Below are 21,681 nucleotides of genomic sequence, written 5' to 3' on the forward strand. Positions count from 1 at the left end.
TAACTTTTTCCTCTTGACGGTTCGGGAATCCATAGGCATAATGGTGTGTGACCCCAAAAGGAATACATTCAGGAGGATTCCATGGCAATTTTGACTGTTGGCGACAAGTTCCCCGAGTTTTCTCTGACCGCTCTGAAGGGCGGCAACCTGCGTGATGCAAACGCTTCTTCTCCGGATGACTACTTCGAGCAGGTAACCAATGAGTCCTACGAGGGTAAGTGGAAGGTCGTCTTCTTCTACCCGAAGGACTTCACCTTTGTCTGCCCGACTGAGATTGCTGCATTCGGCAAGCTGAATGAGGAATTCGAGGACCGTGACACCGTTATTCTCGGTGGCTCTGGCGACAACGAGTTCTCCCACTTCAACTGGCGTGCAACCCACGAGGAACTGCTGGACATCCCGTTCCCGATGTTCTCCGACATCCGCCATGACCTGATGCGTGCACTCGGCGTCGAGAACGCTGACGGTGTTGCAGACCGCGCAACCTTCATCATTGACCCGGACGGCATCATTCAGTTCGTTTCCGTTACCCCGGACGCTGTCGGTCGTAACGTTGACGAGGTTCTGCGTGTTCTCGACGCTCTTCAGTCTGAAGAGGTCTGCGCATGTAACTGGCAGAAGAATGACCCGACCAAGAACATCGACAAGATGGACGTTCTGAAGCAGGAGCTGAAGTAACTCATATGAGCATCGATAACCTTCGTTCCGGTCTACCGGAGTACGCCAAGGACATGAAGCTGAACCTTGGCACTCTCACCCGTTCTACGGAACTCTCCGAGCAGCAGCTGTGGGGTACCCTGCTTGCATCCGCTGCTGCCACCCGCAACGAGACCGTTTTCTCCGAGATCGCTGAGGAAGCCAAGGAGCACCTGTCTGACGAGGCTTTCGAGTCTGCGCTTGGTGCGGCCACCGTTATGGGCATGAACAACGTTGCTTACCGCACTCGCCACATGCTCGGTGATGACTACGCACAGGTCAAGTTCGGCCTGCGCATGAACATCATCTCCAATCCGGGTGTCGAGAAGGAAGACTTCGAGCTGTGGTCTCTGGCAGTTTCTGCCATCAACGGCTGTGAAGCTTGCGTGACTTCTCACGCAAAGGTCGTCCGCGATGCTGGTCTGACCAAGGAGCAGGTCTGGGAAGCTGTGAAGATTGCAGGCACCGTCTCTGGTGTTGCACAGGCTGTCTTCGCTGAGGCTACCCGCTAAATATTCAGAGCTTAGGTTCGGCTTTTGATAGCCGAACGCTCCCCCGCAGGATTACCTGCTGACGAAATAGCGCCCGAGGAACCAATTTTTATCGGTTCCTTGGGCGCTTTTTCTTGTACGTTTTTGGCTACTGCTGTGGCGGGTAATAACCCGGATTCTCCTGGGCTTCATTAACTACTCGACGGCCACCGATGAGCTGACGGTAGATATGTACTTGCACGAGGAGAGCAAGCGGGACTGTGTACAACATACCGATATAGAAGAGCATTGCACCTGCGGAAGAAACAATTGACGTCAGAATGAATGCAACGAGCATCGTCCAATACTGAGGCTTCACCAAGCGCCATGCGACGACCGGAGCCTCAAGTGCTGTTGCTCGACCATCAAAAACAAGAAGCGGCATAGTCGCTGTGATTGGCATGATGAAGATGGACAGCACAAGTACCAACAGGTAGCCGATGGGAATCATCGCAGCTGCAGCTTCACTGCCGTTGGCAGACAGGGATACTCCAGCGATGAAGAGCACCATCCCCGGAAGCATGGCGAGCAGCCCCACCAGGAACGTGACAATGTAGGCACCGATAAGAGATCCCCACCGGTTTACACGGAAGAAAGTACCGTAGCTCGGCACTCGGCCGTCGACAGCTTCGAATGCACCGCGCAGCATAAATGCCTGCATCGCGAACATGCCCACGGCAAATAGGAGTGCCATCGCGCCGAGAGTCGCGAACATTGACCCTAGATCCTCAAACGGAACATCGCCTGGATAGTTCGGCTCAAAGTCCGGATCGAAGTCACCAGTCGCAAAGAGAATTGCCGCTGCGCCAACAATCAGTGCGACTAGTACGGCGAAGAACGTCAGCATGATGCCAAGCCAGGAAGCAAAATTGCTGTTTAGACTACGAAACGCCGCGGAAAAGGCACTTCCAATGTCGACCTTCGTCGGCCCCTGTGCCACAGGCTTCACCGGCGGCTCATCGCCACCTGGCATGTTGACTCCGGGAGCAAGTGCACCGGCTGCAGAAGCCCCGCTGGACTGGTGCTGCCAGTAGCTCGAGTCCGCACCATAGGGTTGCCCGCCGTAACTATCGCGCGACTCGCCAGTTCCATAAGAAGGAATTTCGCCATAAGCCTGTTCACGGCCGTAAGTCTGATTCCACTGTGGCGAATCCTCTGGTCCACGCGGGCCATGTTGTGCGTCCGAATCGAACCCGTAAGGGTTGTAGTCCTGCGAACCATTGTTGGGAAAACCGTGACTCTGGGAGTCATAGTTATTGGACTCATTGTCCCGGCTGCCGTCACCGTAAGAATCGTTGTTGCTATATGGATCGTTTGAGGTATTCATGAAGCAAATTGCTCCTGCCAAATTGACGGATACATACAAATAACGCGCACAACGGACTATACGTGAGACAAGCCCTTGATGAGTTTTTAAAGGCCGAAGTATAAGTCACATTGTGCGCATGGACGTATTTAATTGGACGTTCTTACACGAGCTCCACCGCGGCGACTCCCTCGAACTCGTTCAGCGAATCACCGGCACCCAACGCGCTACCACGCACGATGATGTCATACTTGCCCGGCGCGACTCCTCCGGTCTCCCAAGTGACCTTGGCGGTGGTGTAATTACCGTCCTTGGCAAATTCAATGACAGTTGCCTGGTCCCAGTCGTCAGAAACGATCTCACCGCGGTCATTCTTGATGAGTAGGTAGCCGTCTTCCAGTCGCAAGTCGTTATTCGGATTTGCCGCGACGAATTGGGCAACGGCCTGCTGCCCTACCGTGACGCTTGCAGTCGATTCGAGCACGTCACCAAAATTCTTGCCCATTGGTACGGAATCGATAGTCTTTCCTCCTGCTGGCGACGGCGGGATGATGCCAGTGAGATCACCTGCAGCACTGCCCGGGTCGACAGCCATGCCGTCGGCAAGCGCGTGGGCGAGATCGTGATAGATGGAGATCATCGCACTGAGCGTGTACTTGCCGAAAGCCGTTGCGCCGCCCTCGTAGTCCTGCTGATCGTATTCCTCTGGGGTAACGACGTAGTGTCCATAGCTGTTGGTGTAGCCCTGGCAGATGACAGTGTCGATTGGAACGCCGAGGACATCGGCGACGTGCTGACGCATGCGGTAACCCGACATCGTGGTGGGTTCAAGGCCGTTGGTAATCAAGGTGAAGCCACCGATGCGGGTGATGGAGAACATGTGGGTCTGCTGGAGAAGACCATCGATGTAGCCCACTGGCAGCAGGCATTCTTTCTCGCCCTGAATCTCCCCGATATTTTTCGGGAGTACGACGTTATTGAGCTGACGTACCCACGGTGTGCCTCCACGCTGGCCCTCGTTGAAACCTAGGGCTGGTTCGCCGCCGCCGTCCTCCTGGCTACTGGCTGCGAAGGCCGCACCGAGGATTGCAGGTCCAGTGCGGTGCGGCTGGCCGTCGGGCGTGAATTGGCCGTCAATGTCGACATCGCCGAGGTTGACCCACTTGTGGACGGTAGAGATTCCGCCTCCTGGCAGTGCAATGGTCTGACCCTGGGTAGCGTCAATCTGACGCTGACCGAGAATGCGGGCGGACTCTGCTTCGTCTCCGTTGCCGGGACCCGAATTTGGCACGAGCCCCATGTTCGGGCTGATGTCACCCGGGCACGACATGGTAAATGCGGCGACAAAGGGGGCATCGGCCGGCTCACGGTGGGTAACCCCGCGGTCGACCTCAACCTTCCATGCTGCATAGCCCTTGTTGTCGCCGTCGATGATGGTGTGCTCGGGGCCGAAGGTGGTCGGATGAATTCCATACCAGTTAATCAATCCGACTTCGCGACCACCGCGACTCACGTGCAGTGTATGGCTTTCCGGGTTGACTCCGTCGGGGAAAAGACGCTGTTCTTCCTCGGGGTTACGCCTGAATGCCTCCAGGGAGCGGTTAACACCCGCATCCTTGGCAATCCCCTTGGTCAGGTGGATAGTCGACGGCTGGTAATCAGCGTGTGCACGTTCAATAGCCTTGACCACACCGACGACCACAGCTTCGAAAGTGACGGGACGGAAACCGAGAGTAGTCAGGTCGACCATAAGATGGCCCGATGTACCACCCGGCGCGACATGCGTATGAGATGCGCAGATAAGCACGTTGCCCTCGTGGTAGAGGTCTCCGAAGAGAGCTCGCAGTCGCCGCAGAACTTCCATCTGGATGGACTGGAACATGAGCCCCATATCTGCGGTGACGTGGACGACACGGTTGTCGTTGTCATCACCGAAGATGAATGCACGCGCCATCTGGCGAAGACGCAGACCCGAGGTGGTCTGGTCCATGACCGCATACCCGTTCATGCCAGCGCCGAGTGGCTCGCCTGTCATGTCAGCCATTCCTCGACCGACATTCAAAGTGGTGGTCGAATTCCCCGCGGCGGCAGAAGCCCCGTTTGCAGGAGCGGCGTTTGCCTTTGATGCACCATTTACGGCAGGCATCATACTCGCAGCTGACACGGCAGTTGCTCCGACGAGGAAGCCTCGCCTGCCCACTTGGTACGGGGCGCGTGCGGTTGGTTCTGCCGAATTCGACGATGATGCCATCTGGGGATCGAGCATGTCACATCCTCTTCATATTTCTTTTTGAATATCAATATGTTGGACTTTAATCAGACAATCCCCTACGCGTGGCCTAATAAGCCAAAGTTCCCAAAATTCCCCCCGCGACAGCAGTAACCGATACGACATTCGCAAGGCAGTATCACTACCATGGACACAGTAGAATTTCGCAAGCTTTAGCGCGCTCCTCGCAGACACAACTTCAGAAAGGGCACCATGGCTCAGGCTGTCGGTTTTAACCGCGAAAAGTACATCGAAATGCAATCCGCTCATATTAAGAAGCGGCGCGCAGACATCGCAGGTGAAGGCGGCAAGCTCTATCTCGAAATGGGCGGCAAGCTATTTGATGACATGCATGCCTCGCGCGTGCTCCCCGGCTTCACGCCTGACAATAAAATCGCTATGCTCGATCGCCTCAAAGACGATCTGGAAATCATGGTGTGCATCAATGCCAAGGATTTGGAGCGCCACAAGGTCCGCGCTGACCTCGACATCACTTACGAAGACGATGTGCTGCGCCTCGTCGATGTCTTTCGTGAACGCGGGTTTCTAGTCGACAGCGTCGTCGTCACGCAGCTTTCCGACGACAACACCCTGGCAAAGAACTTCATTGAGCGCCTGCAGCGACTCGGATTGAGCGTAATCCGCCATCGCAATATCGAGGGCTACCCGACAAACACGGAGAAAATTGTCAGTGAAGCCGGCTTCGGGCTGAATGAATGGGCGCAAACGTCGCGGGACTTGGTCGTTGTTACAGCGCCGGGCCCGGGCTCTGGAAAGCTGGCGACCTGTCTATCGCAGATTTATCACGATCACAAACACGGAATTCGTTCCGGTTACGCAAAGTTTGAGACCTTCCCTATCTGGAACCTGGCACTCGAACACCCGGTAAATCTGGCCTACGAGGCGGCAACAGCTGATCTCGATGACATCAATCTCATCGACCCTTTTCATTTGGCCGCCTATGACACCAAGGTCACCAGCTATAACCGTGATGTCGAGGTCTTCCCACTGCTGCGCACTCTGTTGGAGAAGCTCGCGGGCGAGTCGCCGTACAAGTCACCGACCGACATGGGCGTCAATATGGCCGGTTACTGTATCGACGATGACGAAGTGTGCCGAGAGGCATCCAACCAGGAAATCGTTCGCCGTTACTACAAGGCTCTTGTCGACGAACACAAGAACAGCGCAGACGACGAAGTCTCACAGCGCATTGCCATGATTATGAGCAAGGCCAACGTGTCGACAGCCGCCCGCCGAGTCGTCGCACCAGCACTTGAAGTTGAGAAATCTACCGGGGCACCGGGTAGCGCAATCGAATTGCACGACGGCACAATCATCACGGGCAAGACTTCTGAACTACTCGGATGCTCAGCAGCAATGCTCCTCAACGCTCTCAAGAAGCTCGCCAATATCGACCCGGACTTGCACTTGCTCTCCCCAGCTGCCATTGAGCCAATTCAAACGCTTAAGACGCATCACCTGGGCAGCCGCAACCCCCGCTTACATACCGACGAGGTTCTTATCGCCCTTTCCGTGTCGGCGGCCACCAGCGACGATGCCCGCGCAGCCCTCGCCGAGCTGAAGAACCTTCGAAACTGCGATGTCCACACCACCACCATTCTGGGCAGCGTGGACGAAACAATTTTCCGCAACCTCGGTGTGCTAGTGACTTCGGAGCCTAAGTACCAGAAGAAGGCTCTCTATCAGAAGCACTAAGCCATACCAGCAGCTCACGCCGAAAATAGGATAACTGAGAGAGCAGACTAGAATAGTCCCCGTGAGCATCAGCAAGATTCTTCTGTACTACCAGTTCGCCCCACTGTCCGATCCGCGTGCCATCATGCTATGGCAGCGCGATCTTTGCGAGTCGTTAGGGCTCAAGGGCCGCATTCTGGTGTCCGAGCACGGCATCAATGGCACCGTCGGCGGTGATCTCGATGCCTGCAAGAAGTACATCAAGAAAACCAAGCAGTACCCCGCTTTTCACTCCATGCAGTTCAAGTGGAGCGAAGGCGGCGCTGATGACTTTCCAAAACTCTCCGTCAGGGTTCGCGACGAAATCGTCGCTTTCGGTGCTCCGGGTGAGCTGAAAGTCGATGTCGATGGTGTCATTGGCGGCGGCACACATTTGAAGCCGGAAGAGGTCAATAAACTGGTCGAGGAACGCGGCGACGATGTCATCTTCTTCGATGGCCGCAACGCAATGGAAGCCGAGATTGGCAAGTTTAAAAACGCTGTCGTCCCGGACGTACAGACCACGCACGACTTCATCGACGAACTGGAATCCGGTAAGTACGACTGGATGAAGGACAAGCCGGTTATCTCCTACTGCACCGGCGGCATCCGCTGCGAGATCCTCTCCGCACTTATGAAGAACCGCGGTTTCGAAGAGGTCTACCAAATCGACGGCGGTATTGTGCGCTACGGCGAAAAGTTTGGCAATAAGGGGCTGTGGGAAGGCTCCCTATATGTCTTCGACAAGCGCATGCATATGGAGTTTGGCGATGGCATCGAAGACGAGGACTACGTACAGCTCGGGCACTGCGTCCACTGCGGCAAGCCCACAAACACCTTCCAGAACTGCATCAACGAAGATACCTGCCGTCGTCAGGTGCTTATTTGCGATGATTGCTGGGAGCACACCGAGACACAGCACTGTGGGCGCGAGGACTGCAAGGAAGTTGCCGAAGAGCTAGCAGCCGCAAAGTAGGACGCTCCCTGCTGCCATCGGACTATCTCGAGCACCTCTTAATCAGCACAGATGTGGGTTGTCTCCCCAGACGCGGCTAATCTAGTAGGCAACCATGAGTACTCCTAGCCGTTCTGATAAACCAGCTCCACGTGCCCAGTCGGGAAACCACCACTCCGGCCACCGCAATTCCGCCAGGCCACAGCGCTCTGGCAAACCTGCTAAGGACACGCGTAAAAAGGAGCTCTACCAGCTCGCTGATCAATTGCCGATTCGGGAGGCTCAGTCCTTCCGACGCCGGCTAAAGCGAGCATCCGCGCCGAAGGCGCTGTCTGCAATCTCTGCAGACCTCGACTTTGCGCTGGAGCGGTTAGAAGATCGTCGTAAAGCGATTCCTCGCATCACCTACCCTGCCCAGTTGCCGGTGTCCGCGCGCCGCGACGACATTGCAGAGGCAATTGAAAACAACCAGGTCGTCATTATTGCTGGTGAGACTGGCTCTGGTAAGACTACGCAGATCCCGAAGATATGCCTCGAACTGGGACGCGGCGTGCGGGGCAAGATTGGTCACACTCAGCCACGTCGTATTGCGGCGCGTTCCGTCGCGGAGCGCATCGCTCATGAGCTGGGCGAAAAGATTGGACAGCACGTCGGCTATGCAGTGCGTTTTGATGATCGCGTGAGCAAGGATACCTGCATCAAACTGATGACCGACGGTATCCTGCTGGCCGAAATTGGCCGCGACCGACTGCTACGCGAGTACGACACCATCATCATCGATGAGGCGCACGAGCGCAGCCTCAACATCGACTTCCTGCTGGGATATTTAAAGCATATTCTGCCGCAGCGTCCAGATCTGAAAATCATTATCACTTCCGCGACGATTGATCCGGAACGGTTCGCTCGTCATTTCGCGCCTGACGACGAGCACCCTGCGCCCATCATCGAGGTGTCGGGGCGCACCTACCCGGTGGAAATCCGCTATCGCCCGCTGGTGCGGACCGTTGTTGCGAAGAATGGGCAGGAAAAGGAAGTCGCCATCGAGCAGATCGATGGTGTAATCGCTGCGTGTGAAGAGCTGATGCGGCTTGGCGACGGCGATATCCTGGTGTTCTTTTCGGGTGAGCGAGAGATCCGAGAAGCTGCCGAAGCCATCGAGGGCAAACACTGGAAAGGTGTAGAAGCCGTTCCACTATTCGGTCGGCTATCTAATGCAGAGCAGCATCGGATCTTCACTCCGCATTCCGGGCGTCGCATTGTGCTGGCGACCAACATTGCGGAAACGTCGCTGACGGTCCCTGGTATCGAGTATGTCGTCGATACTGGTACCGCACGCATTTCCCGCTACTCCACCCGCACGAAGGTGCAGCGCCTGCCAGTTGAGGACATCAGCCAGGCATCCGCGAATCAGCGCTCTGGACGCTGTGGCCGTGTAGCTGATGGTGTGGCGATTCGTCTCTACAGCGAAGAGGATTTTCTCTCGCGCCCCGAGTTTACGGATCCGGAGATTCTGCGCACCAATCTCGCTTCGGTTGTACTGCAAATGATTTCACTGCGGCTTGGCGCGATTGAGGACTTCCCCTTTGTCCAGCCACCAGAGCACAAAGCAATCCGCGATGGCATTAACCTGCTCACAGAGCTTCAGGCTATTACCACCACGTCGGGGTCTGATGCCCCCGAGCTGACGGACATCGGCCGACAAATTGCCCGTATCCCAGTCGACCCGCGTCTTGCCCGCATGCTGGTCGAAGGGTACGAGAACACCACTCTTGGGGCGGTAACCGTCATTGTCGCCGCTTTGTCTCTGCAGGATGTTCGCGAACGTCCACTGGAGTTCCAAGCTCAGGCAGATCAGCTACATGCCCGTTTTAAGGACACCACCAGCGACTTCAACTCCCTACTGAAGCTCTGGGAGTACCTGGAGGAAAAGCGTCGCGAGCTTAGCGGTAACCAATTCCGCAAGATGTGCAAGCGCGAGTACCTCCACTATCTGCGCGTTCGCGAGTGGCAGGACTTGGTGCGTCAGCTCCACCAGGCAACGGCCGAGCTGGGCTGGCATCTTTCGGCCCGCAGCTCAACCAACGGTGTCGACAATCCCGACGAGGTGGCAAAGTCACTGTTACCGGGTCTGTTATCGATGATTGGTACGCGCGAGGGCGAGGGCAAGGAATTTACTGGCACCCGCAACACTAAGTTCCTCATTCACCCCTCGTCCGCGTTGGCAAAGAAGCCGCCTCGCTGGGTGATGGCTGCGGAAATCGTCGAGACCTCGCGCACTTTTGCGCGCAACGTCGGCACGATTCAGCCGCAGTGGCTAGAGAAGGTAGCCCCTCATCTGCTCAAGCACCAGTACTCAAAGCCTCACTGGTCTACTAAGCGCGGTGCAGCGATGGCTTACCAGAAGTCGACGCTCTACGGCGTGCCCGTGGTGGTTGACCGTTTGATGCCTTATCACCGAGTCAATGCCGACGCCGCCCGCTCGATCTTCATTCGCTCTGCGCTTGTCGACGGCGAATGGAACACACATCACGAGTTCTTTAAGAACAATCAAGACAAACTTGCCGAAGCCGAGAAGATCGAGGAAAAGCAGCGTTCCCGCGGCATTGTCGTCGATGACGACGTGCTCTACGCGTTCTACGACTCCAAGCTGCCCGCCTCTATCACCACGGCCACCAATTTTGACCGCTGGTGGAAGAAAACTAAGCCCAAGCAGCCAAATCTACTGGACTTTGATCCCAATAAGCTGCTCAACCCCGAAGCCGGCGACATCGACGACAACGCCTTCCCCGAAATGTGGCAGCAGGGCTCGGTCGATTTCTCTCTGTCCTATAAATTCGAACCGGGCGCCCCTGATGACGGTGTGACTCTCCGTGTCCCCGTGCCTCTTCTTGCAGGTCTGCGTGAAGATGGCTTCGACTGGCAGGTACCAGGTCTTCGCGCTGAGCTCGCGGAAGCCTACATTCGCACTCTGCCGAAGGCACTGCGGAAGTCCGTTGTCCCCGCCCCGGATTTCGCACGCCGCGCGCTGGAGACGATGACTCCGTACTCAGGCCGCTTCGTCGATGTTTTTGCCGATGCTTTACGACGACTCGGAGGCTCGGGCATCAATGGTGCAGACTTTGCCCCTTCGAAGCTGCCAGCACACTTGCGCTTTAACTACGCAGTGGTCGACCGCCATGGAAAGATCGTCGATCAGAGCCGAGATCTTGCTGCGCTTCGAGACAAGCATGCCTCGACGGTCTCAACTGCTGTGTCGAAACGTTCGAAGTCTGCAGCACGCGAAGCTGTGAAAAAGTGGACTTCAGAGAACTTGGGCGCCGTCTCATTAACGGTCAAAAGTAATGTCGACGGTCAGTCCGTCACGATGTATCCGACGCTGGTGACCACCAAGGATGGCGTGGCCATTGAGGTCAAACCAACTAAGGCTCAGGCTGAGGCGACGTTGGCGACCACAAACTTGACAATGCTATTGCGGGATTGCCCAGTAAATGGTGCACAAATGACTAAGGGGCTTCCACTCCAGCAACGTGTTGGCGTGGACGCATGGCCACATGGGGGCGCCGATGGGCTTGTCGAGGACTGCCGTGTCGCAGTGATTCGCGACCGTATGATGGCTGCCGGCGGCCCGGTCCGCGATCCGAAGGAATTCGACAAACTACTCGAACACGTTCGTTCTGGAGTCGCCTCAGAGGTGCGCCAATTGGTCGTCGGCGTTGCCCAGGCAATGCCTCGTTATGTCTCGGTGGTAAATCAGCTAAACAAGTGGGAAGGCGATGCTATTGACGATATGCGTCGCCAGCTGGAGTTCATGTTCCCTAAGGGCGCTGTGGCAAGGCACGGTTGGCAGCACCTACGACATTTGCCACGTTATCTCCAAGCGATGGAGATTCGGCTTGAGGAAATGAACCGTGACCCGGACCGTGATGCCGAACGTGAAGATGAGGTGACTGAGGCCCGCGAATACTTGGCGGCAAAGCTTCAGCAGCTGCCTAAGGCACGTTCGAATTCCGCGGAGGTACGGGATATTCAGTGGCTCATTCAAGAGCTGCGCGTCAGCCTTTTCGCACAACGGCTGGGTACCGCCCAGAGCGTATCCCTGACTCGAATAAAGAAACGTGTGGATAAACTGCGTTAGTTCTTTTTAACCTCGTTGCCATTAGCCTGCGGTCCTTTCCCCTTGCGCATGCTGGCAATCTCTTGCGCGAAATCGTCCGCGGAGGAAAAGGACTTGTACACCGAAGCGAAGCGGAGATAGCCAACTTCGTCCAGTTCTTTGAGCGGCTCAAGGATGGCAAGGCCGATATCGTTTGAGTCCACCCGGGGCGTGCCTTTCTCGCGGAGGCTCTCCTCCACTTTTTGTGCAAGTTTCTTCAGCTGAGACTCTGATACTTCGCGCCCCTGGCACGCACGTCGAACACCCTGGATAACCTTTTCGCGGTTGAATTCCTCAGGGATTCCATCCCGTTTAACGACCATCAGCTGCGAGCGTTCAATCGTAGAAAAACGTTTGCCGCAATTCAGGCATTCCCTTCGGCGACGAATCCCCATACCGTTATCTATCAACCGTGAGTCCAAGACTCGTGTCTGATCATGATGACAAAACTGGCAATACACGGTCTCCAGTCTACGTCCCACCCCAACACCGGAAACTGGAATGATTATTGCGCGGAGTAGGAAGCGTACGTAGACGTAAAGGTGCTTTCGACCGCCTCACTTTGTCCCTGTTCAAAGACCATGCTGCCGAAAACTCCGAAGAAAGCACCAAGCCCTAGAGCCCATACCGCCATCAGGCGAGTCAGGTTAGTGCCTGCGGATACATCACTACGATTGGACTGCTGCGCCCTGCTAACGGATAGAGACGGACGCCCGTAGTTGACCGAGACATGACTGGGCCGCGACCTGTCCCTCCGCATTCGCGCCGATGAAGCCCCATTTCGATTGCGCTGTGCAATACGTGCACGCTGACCGGGCCGAACGATGTGCTGTGTGCAAGACGCACTACGTTCACCCCACACCAACGGGGCTTTCCGTGTCGTCCGAGCAGGGAGCTCGGAAACTTGAGAAAAGTCAATATCAGATGTGCTGCTAACACCAAGTGCGGTTGAAACCGTAGACATCATGTTTTCTCCCTTTCCAACGTTGACTCTCCCACCGTTGCCGGCCTGGAGAGAATAAGAGTTGTACGACCGTTTCCCGACGCTGTGGAGACTATGTCCAAGGGCGGATGCGGAGAATCCGTCTAGACCCTTTCATCAAACGACTGTTCGAGTAACTTGTCATGTTCGATTTATAACACCATGTTCGAATATTGTCTACTGCTATCCGGATTTATTTTCGATTTTCGACATCATCACCGCCTCCGAGCACGGATAATGTACACGTTTTCTAAAGAATTCAAGGGCGCACAGTGTTCGATGCTCGACGATTCGAACAGTTTTGAGTTATGATTCATTCGAAAGAGTTTGAGAAGGGATGTTCCATGGCTCAAAAGAAGAAAGCGAACCCTAAAACACTCACCGATCGGCAGCGTCGGATTCTTGACGTCATTTCGGATGCCGTCGTACTTCGCGGATACCCACCGAGCATTCGAGAAATTGGGGATGCTGTGGGCTTGAATTCCACCTCGTCGGTGGCATACCAACTCAAGGAGTTGGAGAAGAAGGGCTTTCTCCGCCGCGACCCACACAAACCCCGCGCGGTAAACGTAAGGGATTCGAAGTCCTCCGCTGGCACTTTCACTCCGGTAAAGCCTGGGCCAAAGGCTACTGGCACCACCCAAACTCCCGAGATGCCAGAGGACATGCCAGAGCCAATCTTCGTTCCTATCGTTGGACAGATTGCGGCTGGCAACCCTATTTTGGCGGAGCAGCATGTGGAAAGTCACATGGCACTTCCGATGGAGATTACGGGCTCTGGTCAGCTATACCTACTCAAGGTCGTGGGTGATTCCATGGTTGACGCGGGCATTCTCGACGGAGACTGGGTGGTAGTCCGTTCCCAAGACGTGGTCGAACAGGGAGATTTTGTTGCAGCCCTGTTTGAAGATGAAGCAACAGTCAAGGAATGGCACGAAGACGCTGCTGGCAAGTGGCTCATGCCCCATAATCGCGCCTTTGACCCACTCCCCGCGGAGCACGCCAAAATCCTCGGCAAGATTGTCAGCGTCCTACGCAGCCTCTAATTTCCCACATTTTCGTTGCCCGAAACAGACATAAACGGGCATACTGGGAACAGATAGTAAAGCTGAGATTTCTTAACAGCTAAGGAGCGGGGAATGTACGCAGAGGAACGCCGCCGGAAGATTGCGTCTTTGACAGCAGTCGAAGGGCGCGTGACGGTCGCTGATCTTGCGGAAGCTTTCGATGTCACAGCAGAGACGATTCGCCGTGACCTAGCTCAGTTGGATGCAGAGGGCGCAGTTCACCGCGTACACGGTGGCGCTGTGGCTACTCGTTCTTTTCAGACTGTTGAGTTTTCAGTTGCCGCTCGAAAGAACGCGCAAAAGGACGCGAAGCTCTCTATTGCCCGCTGTGCTGCGGATTTTCTGCCTGACTCTGGTGGTGGAATTTTTCTCGATGCTGGAACTACCACCGAGGCTCTTGCAGAGCTGATGGTCCACTCCCCTGATAACCGCCGTTGGTCGGTTGTCACAAACTCTCTTCCCAACGCCATCACACTCGCAGGATCGAACCGCATTGAGCTTCAACTCCTTGGCGGCCAAGTTCGCGTCATTACTCAGGCGGTTGCTGGCGATACGGCACTCCGCACTCTCGCGGTTATGCGTGCCGATGTCGCTTTCATTGGTTCTAATGCCTTGACAATTGACCACGGTCTTTCTACTGCTGATCCACAGGAAGCGGCGGTAAAGCGCGCGATGATTACGAATGCGCGCAAGGTCATCGTTATGGCGGACTCGACGAAACTTGGCCGCGACTTCCTCGTCAGCTTTGCAGCATTGGAAGATATCGACGTCGTGATTACAGATTCCTCTGCCCCGGAACAGTTCGTCAATGACCTCAGGGAGCAAGGTGTCGAGGTTGTGGTTGCTTCATGATCCTGACCTTGACTGTAAATCCGTCAATCGATCGACTTGCTCGACTCGATACGGAGCTCAAGCGAGGTGGCGTGTTCCGTCTACCAATGGCTGAGGACATGGCTGGTGGCAAGGGAATTAATGTGTCCAAGGCGTTGCACTACGCCGGAGAAAAGACGCTCGCGCTCTACCCGGCATCGGACTCCGGAAAATTCACGCGCCTGTTGGAAGTCTCTGGCATACCTCATGAAGCCATCAACACGACTAACGAAGCCCGCGTTAATCTCACACTCGCAGAGCCAGATGGGACGACCACCAAGCTCAATTCCCCTGGCATGACATTGACGAAAGCGCACCGTAGGCGTGTCCTGGAGAAACTAATCCACCATGCTAAACACGCCACGTGGGTAGTTTTCGCAGGTTCATTGCCCCCTGGTGTCCCCAGGGATTTTTACGTTCAATGCACCGAGGCGGTGTATTCGGTCAACCCGAATATTCGTGTTGCTATGGATACGAGCGACGGCCCACTGACTGAGGTCGTTCGCGCATTTCCAAAGGTGCGACCTTTCTTGATGAAGCCGAACGCCTACGAACTTGGTCAAATCATTAATCAGGACGGCGAAGAACTTGAGGCCGCTGCAGCCGAAGGGAACTATCTTCCCGTAGCGCAGGCTGCTCGTGCGCTGAACGAGCTTGGCGTATCCGAAGTCCTGGCCACTCTCGGCGAAGCAGGAGCGGTGCTTTCAGTGAAGTCAGGCGGTTGTTTCGCTGCTACCTCCCCCTCGATAGTCGCTCAGTCGACGGTCGGTGCTGGAGACTGTGCTTTGGCCGGCTACGTTATGTCCCGCGAACGCGGTGATAGCTACCAAGATGCACTAACCACCGCCGTAGCTTATGGGGCGGCGGCAACCAGTCTTCCCGGTACGACCATCCCCTATCCAGAACAGGTGCACCCCGAGGCCGGCCGGTTATGGCAGCTCGACGCTTAGCTTTTCGATGCCTAGATAAGGAGCATTAGAAAACCATGTCTTCTTCGGCAGATTTTTCCGCTATTGCATCAGACTTAGCCGATGAGTCGACAGTGTTCCTTAACCTAGATGTCGGTCCGCAAAAGGAGAGGATCCTTAACTACCTCATCGCTAAAGCTGTAGAGACCAGCCGCGCCACCAACTGCAACGGTATCGTCGCAGCAGCCCTCGAACGCGAAGAGAAGGCCCCGACAGGTCTGCCGGGCGGGATAGCCATCCCCCACTGCCGCCATGAGGATTGGTCGAAGCCGACCCTGATGTTTGCCCGCTTAACCAGCGCTACGGAATTCACCACACCAGACGGGCCGGCGGACCTGCTCTTTTTCATCGGTGTCCCATCTACTAACAGCGATGTCCACGTCGACATTCTGGCCGCACTCGCAAAGGCACTTCGCGATAAGGGGTTTCGCGCAGCTCTTCGCGGAGCTGAAAGCGATGAAGAGGCCGCCCGGATCATTAGCGAGCACATCACCAAAGCGCCGCGTCGGAAAGCGAAAAAACCTCCGACGAAGACCAATATCGTCGCCATCACAGCCTGCCCCACGGGCATCGCTCACACTTATTTGGCAGCCGAAGCGCTTACTGGCGCGGCAGAAAGCATGTCTGATGTCACACTAACTGTAGAGACGCAGGGCTCGGCAGGAACCCAGGAAGCCCCCGCAGAGGCAATTGTCCGGGCCGACGTGCTAGTAATCGCAGCCGATATTGGGGTTACGGGGCTTAAGCGCTTCAGCGATAAACCACAGGTCAAAGTGCCAATTCGTAAGGCAGTCAATGAACCTACTGCGGTTATTAAACAAGCGAAGGCAAAAGCAGAACAATCACGGGTTCGCGCCTACGACCGAAAGGCGCCGCAACCTAAGGATGACCACGACAAGGAGGCCGGTTCGCAAACCGGTACTACAGGCGCAGACCCTTCATCTGAGAGGGTACAAGCAACTACGAAGGTGGGGGCACATAAATCATCGTTAGGCGGTGACAAAGCCTTCGGACACTGGGTTCGTGATGCCATTATGACCGGTGTCAGCTATATGGTGCCGTTCGTGGCCGCATCGGGGTTGTTGATTGCGCTGGGATTCCTCGTCGGCGGTCATCAGGTTGGTGTAGTAGCTGACGCCGTGACTAGGGATTTGCGGCTGCCGGAGATTATCGGACTCGATGCCCCGATTGCTGTGCCGACAGAAGATCTCGGCACCGTGCTAATTGATCGTAGTGGGCTGTGGCTGTATCTCGGCTCGGCGCTTTTTGCCATTGGCAACCACGGCATGCAGGTCATTGTGGCTGTAATGAGTGCTTATATCGCCTTTGGCATGGCTGGCAGAGCCGGCATTGCACCAGGCTTTATTGGCGGTGCCATCGCGGTCACGGTTGGCGCCGGCTTCCTTGGGGGCCTGGTGACAGGCATCCTGGCGGGACTAGTTGTAGCCCTACTGTTGAGGATGAAAGTCCCGGACTGGCTGCGACCGCTGATGCCGGTTGTCGTGATTCCTATGCTCGGCGCTATGTCCGTTGGGCTCACCATGTACCTGCTGCTCGGGATGCCGCTGGCGTGGCTGATGACGGCTCTGCAGCAGTGGCTGCAATCACTGGATACGACGGCGGCGTTCCTGTTCGGTGGTCTTCTCGGCGCAATGATGTGCGTGGATATGGGCGGAATGATCAACAAGGCTGCTTATCTTTTTGCCGTCGCAAACATCGCCTCAGCAGATCCCGCATCATGGAAGGTCATGGCCGCTGTGATGGCGGCGGGCATGGTACCTCCATTGGCTACATCTCTGGCAGTTGTGCTCCGACCAAAGCTGTTCAGTTCGGCGGAGCGTCAAAACGGCAAAGCGGGCTGGGTGCTCGGTGCGGCCTTCATTTCAGAGGGAGTAATTCCCTTCGCCGCCGCAGATCCGCTACGTGTGATTCCGTCGATTGTGATTGGCGGTGCCGTCACCGGTGGCACCTCAATGGCTTTGGGTGCGGCCACACGTGTTCCGCACGGAGGTATTTTTGTGCTGTTTGCAATCGACAACCCTGTCGCATGGCTTACTGCAATCGTCTTGGGCAGCATAGTGGCAGCAATTCTCGTTGTGGCAGCTAAAAGCCTGTGGCCGCGGCAAGTCAGCACCGATAATCAAAACCTAGAAGCAGACGTTTCAGCGGAAGCGTAGTTTTTACCGCACCGGCTGGTTTATCCCAACGAGCATTTCTACGATTTTCAGCAAACATTCCCCAACCCATCCGGGCAACCTATTAAGCTCAGAAATGGCATCGAGGAAATCGAGAAGCAGAAAGGCAGGATGCCGCTCGCATGGTTACTCAACATGTCCACGTCGGCTCCAAGGTGGGTATTCATGCCCGCCCTGCAACGGTCATCGCTGAGCGTGCCTCCCGTTTTCAGGAAGAAATTCTGGTCGAGCTCCTTGACTCAGACGAGCCCGACAACGAACCGGCCGATGCTTCATCCTCGTTGATGCTCATGGCACTCGGTGCCGAATTCGGCGATGAAGTCACTGTGACCAGTAGTAACGCGGTTGCGGTAGAGAAAATCGCCGAACTCATCGCCCAAGACCTGAGCGATTAAAAAGCAAAAGAGCTTAACGACGAAACATCGTGGCAACGGTCACGGGGTCCGTCGTTAAGCATTCGTGCGAGATTCTGCCCTGGACGGGTGGCCTACGAGCGGTTCTCGCCGATGCGATTGTAGAGCCAGTTCAAAATTGGATAGCCGATAATAATGCCGACCGACCCCCAAGCAATACCCTCCAGCGTCAGCGAACCAATGTCGAGGGTGAGGTTACCGATACCCGCGATCAGCGCGGTGGCGGCAGCGGTGAGATTAACCGGGTTGTTGAAGTCGACCTTTTCGTCCATCCAGATGCGCACACCGAGCAAACCGATCAGGCCGTAGAGCACCATCGTTGCCCCACCGAGCACGCCGGTAGGAATGGTCAAGATGAGTGCGCCGAACTTTGGAATGAAAGCCAGTGCAATGGCGGTGAAAGCTGCCACCCAGTAAGCTGCGGTCGAATAGACACGGGTAGCGGCCATAACACCGATATTTTCAGCGTAGGTAGTGGTACCAGAACCACCAGCTGAACCGGCGATGGTGGTGGCTAGACCGTCTGCAATAAGAGCATCGCCAGCGATGTCATCGAGGTTTCGGCCGGTCATGGCAGCAACAGCCTTGACGTGACCGACATTCTCTGCGATGAGTACTACGATGACGGGCAGACCAATCAGCATCGCATTGAAGTGGAACTCCGGCGCGTGGAATGCGGGCAGACCAATCCAGGCGGCATTGCCGACAGTTTCTGTAGCCTCGGGCGAGAGATTTCCAGTGGCAGCGGCGAAGACCCAGCCGATTAGTACGCCGATAAGGACACCCAGACGGCTGACCATACCGCGGCCAGCGACGGTTGCGAAGACAATGGATGCCATCGTGACAAATGCGACCAACGGCTGAGTGGCGAAGTTCTCCGTGGCGGCAGGCGCCAGGTTAAGTCCGATGAGAGCGACGATGGCACCGGTTACTGCAGGTGGCATCACTGCATCGAGGACACGCTTGCCGGCGAACTTTACAACGCAGCCAACGAGCATGAGCGCGATGCCGGCGCAGAGCACGACACCGAGCTGAACACCAATACCCTGCGCCTGTGTCGCGGTCAGTGGTGCGATGAAGGCAAACGACGAGCCCAGGTAAGAGGGCAAGCGGTTTCGGGTGATTAGCAGGAAGACAATCGTGCCGATACCCGAGAACAGCAGTGTGGTATTGACTGGGAAACCAGTCAACAGCGGCACCAGAAGAGTTGCACCAAACATGGCAATGACGTGCTGTGCGCCAATGCCAATTGTACGAGGCCAATCGAGGCGTTCGTTGGGAGCCACCACGGCTCCCGGTGCAATCTTTCGACCGTCACCGTGAATATCCCAACCGAAAAGACGGCCACGTTCGGCGTTTTCAGCAGGCGGATTTGCGGAGGTTCCCTGTTGGGTCTCCGCGTCAGAAGTAGAATTCATGGTTGTAATGCTAGTGGATGCCCACCGCAGATCACGCCACGGATACCGCATTAAACCCAGGACTGCCGGAGCTCTTTGTCGCTCTCCCTATTCCAACTCCGCTCTCCCTTTTCCGACTAGGCGTCGTTGCTACTATCCTCATTCGCATCCGCCGTGAAGTGAGGATCCGCTGCAGGTTCGATGCGGTATGCCGACAGTTCATCCGCGAGGCTAGTGGGCAAACGCACATCCATCTGGGTGCCTTGCTCTGTCCATGTCTCCGACAGCACGGTCGCATCTTCGTGGAGCATGGAGACAATATTGCCCTTGTCATAGGGGATCAACATGTGGACGTGAGACTCCAGCTCATTGAGTGCAAGCTCAAGTCGGGTCTCCAGTTCACCGATCCCCTCACCCGTTCGCGCAGAGACAAAGACCGCATCATCGAGCTGGTGGCGCAGTTGCGCCAGAGTGATGCCATCGGCCTTGTCCACCTTGTTGACTACCAACAGCTCGGGCGGAATCTCGGCCTTTTCTTCCTCCGCGATTTCGTTGATGACTTTGTTGACAGCCTTAATCTGCTCCAGCGGGAATGGGTCAGAGGAGTCTACGACGTGCATGATGACGTCGGCTTCGAGCACCTCTTCCAAGGTCGAGCGAAAAGCTTCAATGAGCTGCGTCGGCAAGTGGCGAACAAATCCGACCGTATCGGTCATAATCACCGTGCGACCGTCGCGAAGCTTGGTGCGACGAGTCGTCGGATCCAGCGTCGCAAACAGCGCGTCTTCCACCAGCACACCAGCGCCTGTCAGTGCGTTGAGCAACGAAGATTTACCCGCGTTGGTGTAGCCGACAACTGCCACGCGCGGCAGGTGTCCAGCCTTACGACGTGCGCGCTTGATCTCACGCGCAGTCTTCATGCCAGCTAATTCCTTGCGGATTCGCGCCATATCTTGGCGTAGGCGCTGACGATCGGTTTCGATCTTAGTTTCACCCGGACCACGCAGACCCACGCCGCCGTTGGAGCCCGCGCGACCACCAGCCTGACGCGATAGGTTGCCGCCCCAGCCGCGCAGACGCGTGTACAGGTACTGCATTTGTGCCAGCGAGACCTGCGCCTTGCCCTCCTTGGACTTCGCGTGCTGAGCAAAGATATCCAGAATCAGCATGGTGCGGTCAATAACCTTGGCGTCAAGGCGATCCTCCAGCGCCACCAACTGGCCGGGAGACAGCTCACCGTCGCAAATAACTGTATCTGCGCCGGTAGAGGCGACAATATCGCGAAGCTCGTTGAGCTTGCCGGATCCCACGTAAGTACCAGGGTCCGGCTTATCGCGACGCTGCAGCACCATCTCTAAAACTTCCGAACCTGCAGTCTCTGCCAGTGCGGCGAGCTCCTCCATCGCCACTTCGGCTTCCTGCAGGGTCCCGGATGTCCAGACACCGAGCAGCACAACGCGTTCCAGTCGGAGCTGACGGTACTCGACCATCACTTCTTCAGACTCAGTATGTGCTACTGACCTGGTCAGCCGGCGCAGAGAGGAACGCGCCTCCAGATCCAAATCACCGACGGTAGGTTCCCTTTGCGTGCCGACGTTCGTTGCGAACGCATCCCCGGAGGCACTATCAGCGTTTTCGCCAGCATCATTAGCGTCGATGAAAAAATCGTCCATCTCGTGCGAGGTGCGAGCTTGCTGCGACGTTTCGCCGCTGACCTCATCAAAGTTGTTGGAAAAATTCGTCATACTAGCTGCTATTGTCGCATGACAAGCCAAATTCTCCGCATTGTGTGCGGAGAATACCGAGCCGAAGCTCAAGACTTAGGCTGCAGAAGGTGGCCTGCGTGTCAGAACCAGTGCGACCGGACCACTCTTAGAACTACCACCAGCACACGTACCACTGTCGGACATTCCACAGTTGGAACAACCTCCGCCTGGGCACATGCCACCGAGGGATTCCCGGCGCAGTTGGCCGGTGTGTTCCATGCGGTCAAGGATGAGGTCTACCGTTGCTCGCTGCAGGCCAGTGATTTCGCAAATCTTGCGTCGGGAGCTAATGCCCTGCGCAATTGCATCCTGAACGGCTTCTGAAGGCCGACGAGTAACCGTCGTATTCTTCCTGGCTCTAAAGAGTCCCACGGCGATAG

The 21,681-nt window shown here is 56.1% G+C and carries 16 protein-coding genes; 10 read left to right on the forward strand and 6 right to left on the reverse strand.

Going from position 1 to position 21,681, the window contains the following annotated elements; all coding sequences use genetic code 11:
• The first annotated feature begins 81 nt into the window (after nucleotides 1–81).
• Both CRD13_RS01295 and CRD13_RS01300 read left to right on the forward strand, forming a co-directional pair.
• Nucleotides 82–678, forward strand: coding sequence for a peroxiredoxin (locus CRD13_RS01295; RefSeq protein ID WP_016422637.1), 597 nt, complete (start codon nucleotides 82–84; stop codon nucleotides 676–678).
• Between the two features lie 5 nt (nucleotides 679–683).
• Nucleotides 684–1,208, forward strand: coding sequence for a carboxymuconolactone decarboxylase family protein (locus tag CRD13_RS01300; protein WP_016422636.1), 525 nt, complete (start codon nucleotides 684–686; stop codon nucleotides 1,206–1,208).
• A 127-nt stretch (nucleotides 1,209–1,335) separates the two neighbouring features.
• Here the strand turns inward: CRD13_RS01300 and CRD13_RS01305 are convergent, their stop codons facing one another.
• Nucleotides 1,336–2,553 (reverse strand): hypothetical protein, encoded by a 1,218-nt coding sequence (locus CRD13_RS01305; protein WP_016422635.1) that lies wholly within the window; start codon nucleotides 2,551–2,553, stop codon nucleotides 1,336–1,338.
• Nucleotides 2,554–2,695: 142 nt separating this feature from the next.
• Complete coding sequence (locus tag CRD13_RS01310; protein ID WP_187401182.1) at nucleotides 2,696–4,798, reverse strand: neutral/alkaline non-lysosomal ceramidase N-terminal domain-containing protein; 2,103 nt, start codon at nucleotides 4,796–4,798, stop codon at nucleotides 2,696–2,698.
• 216 nt (nucleotides 4,799–5,014) lie between these two features.
• On the opposite strand from CRD13_RS01310, the gene CRD13_RS01315 reads away from it, so the two are divergent.
• The 3 genes from CRD13_RS01315 (at nucleotide 5,015) to hrpA (ending at nucleotide 11,625) form a co-directional block, all read left to right on the forward strand.
• Entirely contained in the window at nucleotides 5,015–6,517 is a 1,503-nt protein-coding gene (locus CRD13_RS01315; protein ID WP_016422633.1) for a DUF1846 domain-containing protein, read from the forward strand.
• A 61-nt stretch (nucleotides 6,518–6,578) separates the two neighbouring features.
• The gene (locus CRD13_RS01320; RefSeq protein ID WP_187401183.1) at nucleotides 6,579–7,511 is read left to right on the forward strand and encodes a rhodanese-related sulfurtransferase; all 933 of its coding nucleotides are present in this window, start codon (nucleotides 6,579–6,581) and stop codon (nucleotides 7,509–7,511) included.
• A 94-nt stretch (nucleotides 7,512–7,605) separates the two neighbouring features.
• Nucleotides 7,606–11,625: an ATP-dependent RNA helicase HrpA gene (hrpA, locus tag CRD13_RS01325; RefSeq protein ID WP_016422631.1), complete on the forward strand. Its 4,020-nt coding sequence runs from the start codon at nucleotides 7,606–7,608 to the stop codon at nucleotides 11,623–11,625.
• On the opposite strand, the gene nrdR is transcribed toward hrpA, so the two are convergent.
• The gene (gene nrdR, locus CRD13_RS01330; RefSeq protein WP_042388651.1) at nucleotides 11,622–12,104 is read right to left on the reverse strand and encodes a transcriptional regulator NrdR; all 483 of its coding nucleotides are present in this window, start codon (nucleotides 12,102–12,104) and stop codon (nucleotides 11,622–11,624) included. The genes hrpA and nrdR overlap by 4 nt on opposite strands.
• Nucleotides 12,105–12,969: 865 nt before the next feature.
• Here nrdR and lexA point away from each other — a divergent pair.
• The 5 genes from lexA (at nucleotide 12,970) to CRD13_RS01355 (ending at nucleotide 18,120) form a co-directional block, all read left to right on the forward strand.
• Nucleotides 12,970–13,671, forward strand: a complete 702-nt coding sequence (lexA, locus tag CRD13_RS01335; protein WP_016422629.1) for a transcriptional repressor LexA — start codon at nucleotides 12,970–12,972, stop codon at nucleotides 13,669–13,671.
• Between the two features lie 93 nt (nucleotides 13,672–13,764).
• Nucleotides 13,765–14,544, forward strand: a complete 780-nt coding sequence (locus tag CRD13_RS01340) for a DeoR/GlpR family DNA-binding transcription regulator (RefSeq protein WP_016422628.1) — start codon at nucleotides 13,765–13,767, stop codon at nucleotides 14,542–14,544.
• On the forward strand, nucleotides 14,541–15,512 hold the full coding sequence (locus CRD13_RS01345; protein WP_070601517.1) for a 1-phosphofructokinase family hexose kinase: 972 nt from the start codon (nucleotides 14,541–14,543) through the stop codon (nucleotides 15,510–15,512). The genes CRD13_RS01340 and CRD13_RS01345 overlap by 4 nt, the downstream gene beginning before the upstream one ends.
• Before the next feature lie 35 nt (nucleotides 15,513–15,547).
• Nucleotides 15,548–17,707 carry a fructose-specific PTS transporter subunit EIIC gene (locus tag CRD13_RS01350; RefSeq protein ID WP_187401184.1) on the forward strand — a complete coding sequence of 720 codons (2,160 nt, stop codon included), beginning with the start codon at nucleotides 15,548–15,550 and terminating at the stop codon, nucleotides 17,705–17,707.
• A gap of 140 nt (nucleotides 17,708–17,847) precedes the next feature.
• Entirely contained in the window at nucleotides 17,848–18,120 is a 273-nt protein-coding gene (locus CRD13_RS01355) for an HPr family phosphocarrier protein (protein WP_016422625.1), read from the forward strand.
• Between the two features lie 92 nt (nucleotides 18,121–18,212).
• Here CRD13_RS01355 and CRD13_RS01360 read toward each other — a convergent pair whose 3' ends face one another.
• From CRD13_RS01360 to CRD13_RS10890, 3 genes are all read right to left on the reverse strand, one after another.
• On the reverse strand, nucleotides 18,213–19,556 hold the full coding sequence (locus tag CRD13_RS01360) for a uracil-xanthine permease family protein (protein WP_224433128.1): 1,344 nt from the start codon (nucleotides 19,554–19,556) through the stop codon (nucleotides 18,213–18,215).
• A 116-nt stretch (nucleotides 19,557–19,672) separates the two neighbouring features.
• Nucleotides 19,673–21,280 (reverse strand): GTPase HflX, encoded by a 1,608-nt coding sequence (gene hflX / locus CRD13_RS01365; protein ID WP_070566265.1) that lies wholly within the window; start codon nucleotides 21,278–21,280, stop codon nucleotides 19,673–19,675.
• 75 nt (nucleotides 21,281–21,355) lie between these two features.
• The gene (locus CRD13_RS10890; RefSeq protein WP_101687554.1) at nucleotides 21,356–21,673 is read right to left on the reverse strand and encodes a FeoC-like transcriptional regulator; all 318 of its coding nucleotides are present in this window, start codon (nucleotides 21,671–21,673) and stop codon (nucleotides 21,356–21,358) included.
• Nucleotides 21,674–21,681 lie beyond the last annotated feature (8 nt).

Origin of the sequence: Corynebacterium sp. LK26 (genome assembly GCF_014335085.1) — a bacterium.
GTDB classification, from domain to species: domain Bacteria; phylum Actinomycetota; class Actinomycetes; order Mycobacteriales; family Mycobacteriaceae; genus Corynebacterium; species Corynebacterium jeikeium_D.

Bases quoted from the DNA above. Each gene is read 5' to 3' on its own strand.
- CRD13_RS01295 (WP_016422637.1), top strand. From the start codon at position 82: ATGGCAATTTTGACTGTTGGCGACAAGTTCCCCGAGTTTTCTCTGACC.
- CRD13_RS01300 (WP_016422636.1), top strand. From the start codon at position 684: ATGAGCATCGATAACCTTCGTTCCGGTCTACCGGAGTACGCCAAGGAC.
- CRD13_RS01305 (WP_016422635.1), bottom strand. From the start codon at position 2,553: ATGAATACCTCAAACGATCCATATAGCAACAACGATTCTTACGGTGAC.
- CRD13_RS01310 (WP_187401182.1), bottom strand. From the start codon at position 4,798: ATGCTCGATCCCCAGATGGCATCATCGTCGAATTCGGCAGAACCAACC.
- CRD13_RS01315 (WP_016422633.1), top strand. From the start codon at position 5,015: ATGGCTCAGGCTGTCGGTTTTAACCGCGAAAAGTACATCGAAATGCAA.
- hrpA (WP_016422631.1), top strand. From the start codon at position 7,606: ATGAGTACTCCTAGCCGTTCTGATAAACCAGCTCCACGTGCCCAGTCG.
- lexA (WP_016422629.1), top strand. From the start codon at position 12,970: ATGGCTCAAAAGAAGAAAGCGAACCCTAAAACACTCACCGATCGGCAG.
- CRD13_RS01340 (WP_016422628.1), top strand. From the start codon at position 13,765: ATGTACGCAGAGGAACGCCGCCGGAAGATTGCGTCTTTGACAGCAGTC.
- CRD13_RS01345 (WP_070601517.1), top strand. From the start codon at position 14,541: ATGATCCTGACCTTGACTGTAAATCCGTCAATCGATCGACTTGCTCGA.
- CRD13_RS01350 (WP_187401184.1), top strand. From the start codon at position 15,548: ATGTCTTCTTCGGCAGATTTTTCCGCTATTGCATCAGACTTAGCCGAT.
- CRD13_RS01355 (WP_016422625.1), top strand. From the start codon at position 17,848: ATGGTTACTCAACATGTCCACGTCGGCTCCAAGGTGGGTATTCATGCC.
- CRD13_RS01360 (WP_224433128.1), bottom strand. From the start codon at position 19,556: ATGAATTCTACTTCTGACGCGGAGACCCAACAGGGAACCTCCGCAAAT.
- hflX (WP_070566265.1), bottom strand. From the start codon at position 21,280: ATGACGAATTTTTCCAACAACTTTGATGAGGTCAGCGGCGAAACGTCG.